This window comes from Massilia phosphatilytica, assembly GCF_977014125.1.
The window spans coordinates 1-2,447 of sequence record NZ_CDRNIL010000140.1 but is presented as its reverse complement, the minus strand read 5'-3'; the positions used below and the strand labels follow the sequence as shown (position 1 = coordinate 2,447).

Sequence of the window (2,447 nt, the reverse complement as noted above, 5' to 3'; positions counted from 1 at the left end):
TGCCCTGTACTTCGTTCAGTTACGTATTGCTAAGGTTAAAACGGAGGAGTTCAGTTGGATGATCCAGCACCTGGGTTCAGGCCCGCGGCCGCGACGATCAGGAGGTGCACGCCGAACATCAGGATCAGCGCGCTGTACGAGGCCATCACGAAGCCGATCAGGTTCAGGATGTCCCGCAGGCTGGAGCTGGCGACGACCTGCGTGATGAGGGCGAACACGCCGAACGGGGTGAGGCGCAGCACGAGCGTCACCATGCGCATCACGATCACGTGGGCGACGTGGACGAATTCGCTGAATTTGTCGAAGACCTCCGGCTTCTTGCCGGCGATGCCCGTGGCCGAGACGCCGATGAAGATCGAGAACAGCACGACGGCGATCGTCGACGTCTTGCGCGCGCCCGTCATGTCGAGGAAGGGGTTTTCCGGAATGAACGACAGGATCATGGTCGGCAGCGATACGTCCTGGGCGGTCGACAGCTTGCCTTCCAAATAGTGTCCGCGCGCGATCTCGGCCGCGCTCGACGTCAGGCCGACGGCGCTCAAGCCGTACAGCTTCGCCATCAGGATGCCGATCGCCGCGGCGATGGCCGTCGTGGCCATCAGCGTGCCGATCGTCAGCGCGCTGATCTTGCCCAGCGACGAGGCGTCGCGCAGCTTGAGGATCGCCTGGATGATCGAGACCATGATCAGCGGCATGATGATCATCTGCAGCAGCTTGACGTAGCCGGTGCCGACGATGTCGAGGTAGGCATTCGTCTGCGCGATGACGGGCGAAACGCTGCCGTAGAACGCCTGGAAGGCGGCGCCGAGCACGATGCCCAGGCCGAGGCCGGTGAACACGCGTTTCGTGAAGGACAGGTGGCGTTGCTGCATCACGTACAGCAGGCCGCAGAACGCGAGGGCGATGGCCAGGTTCAAGATCGAGGGGAGACTCATGGTGTCCTCGTATTGCGTTGCCCGCCCGCGTTTTGTGCGCACAGGAAATATAAGAAACGCATTCTATAGCCAATCATGGGGTGTTGCATGAGGACCGCTGCCGCCCGGAGAAAAACGGCGTTGCAAAATGTTAAATGTTGTTGACACTGCAAGCCGAGTTTGCAACGCTCAATCGTTGCCCTTTCGCTATTTCCAGGAGATTCCATGGCCGTCCTGCGCCGCCTGCTGTGCCTCATGTTGTTGTGCTGCTGGTCGGGCGCGTGGGCGCAGACCACGGTTGCCGGTTTTTCGCCCGACGGGCAGGTGCGCCGCGTGCGCCAGGCGGTGGCGCGCTTCACGCAGCCGATGGTGGCGTTCGGCGACCTGCGCGCGGCCACGCCGTTCGACGTCGATTGTCCCGTGCCGGGCAGCGCGCGCTGGGTCGATGCGCAGACGTGGAGCTACGACTTCGACCGCGACCTGCCCGGCGCGACGCGTTGCCGCTTCACGCTCAAGCCGAACGTGCACGACCTGGCCGGCCAGCCGCTCGCGGGACGGCGCGAGTTCAGCGTCGCTACCGGCGGCCCCGCCGTGCTGGCAACCCTGCCGCGTGAAGGGGACGAGAACATCGACGAACAGCAGGCCTTCTTGCTGGCGCTGTCGGCCCCCGCAACGGACGACAGCATCCTGAAACAGGCCTGGTGCCGCGCCGACGGTGTCAGCGAAAAGATCGCCGTGACGCTGCTGCGCGGCGAACGGCGCGCGCAGGCGCTGCAGAACAGCCGCTGGTTCGCGCGCCAGGTCGTGGCCGAGGACAAGGGCGACGACGACCTCGGGGCCTACACCGATGCGCGCCTGCGCGCCGACGAGAAGGCCGGGCGCCTGGCCCGCATCGTCGTGCTGCAATGCCGCCGCACGCTGCCCGCGAGCGCGGAAGTGGCCCTCGTCTGGGGCGCCGGCGTGGCCGCGCCGACGGCATCGCGACCGGCAAGGACCAGACGCTGACGTTCAAGACCCGCGCCGATTTCACGGCCCGCTTCAACTACAAGAGTCGAACGCGCGTTCCCAGTGCATCCCGTTCCAGCCGATGCGCGTGAATTTCAGCGCGCCGGTCCACGCGGCCGACGCGGCGCAGATCTACCTGGAAGGACCGGGCGGCAAGCGCTGGCCGGCGCGCCTTGAGAAGGAGGGCGGCGATGTGGCGGACCTCGTTGATGGCGGCGGCGTCCGTGATCACCCAAGCCGGATGCCGGATCGACCAGTGCGTTCAGGTCCGTCATCCTGCCGTCGTCGTACAGGAAGCCGTGATTGGCCGCAGGGCCGACGCCGGCCACGCCGACGATCTGACCCAGGTTGTTGATGCCCCTGGCCGCGCTGCCGAACTCCCGGTCCGGGTCGGACACGAGGCCGCCGAGGTCGCGCATGACGCCGTTCTCGTACAGGAAGGCGGTCTCCGGATAGAGATTGCCGCCCATCGCCGAGGCCCAGGTGCTGGATCATCCAACTAACTCCTCCGTTTTAACCTTAGCAAAC

3 protein-coding genes are annotated in these 2,447 nt (G+C 65.6%); 1 reads left to right on the top strand and 2 read right to left on the bottom strand.

Going from position 1 to position 2,447, the window contains the following annotated elements; translation table 11 throughout:
• Window positions 1-50 precede the first annotated feature (50 nt).
• Entirely contained in the window at window positions 51-935 is an 885-nt protein-coding gene (locus tag ACWNCF_RS04995; RefSeq protein WP_449406247.1) for a cation:dicarboxylate symporter family transporter, read from the bottom strand.
• A gap of 204 nt (window positions 936-1,139) precedes the next feature.
• Between ACWNCF_RS04995 and ACWNCF_RS04990 the strand changes: the two genes are divergently transcribed.
• Window positions 1,140-1,919 (top strand): hypothetical protein, encoded by a 780-nt coding sequence (locus ACWNCF_RS04990; protein WP_449406246.1) that lies wholly within the window; start codon window positions 1,140-1,142, stop codon window positions 1,917-1,919.
• Window positions 1,920-2,014: 95 nt separating this feature from the next.
• Here the strand turns inward: ACWNCF_RS04990 and ACWNCF_RS04985 are convergent, their stop codons facing one another.
• Window positions 2,015-2,389, bottom strand: coding sequence for a hypothetical protein (locus tag ACWNCF_RS04985; protein ID WP_449406245.1), 375 nt, complete (start codon window positions 2,387-2,389; stop codon window positions 2,015-2,017).
• Between the last annotated feature and the right edge of the window lie 58 nt (window positions 2,390-2,447).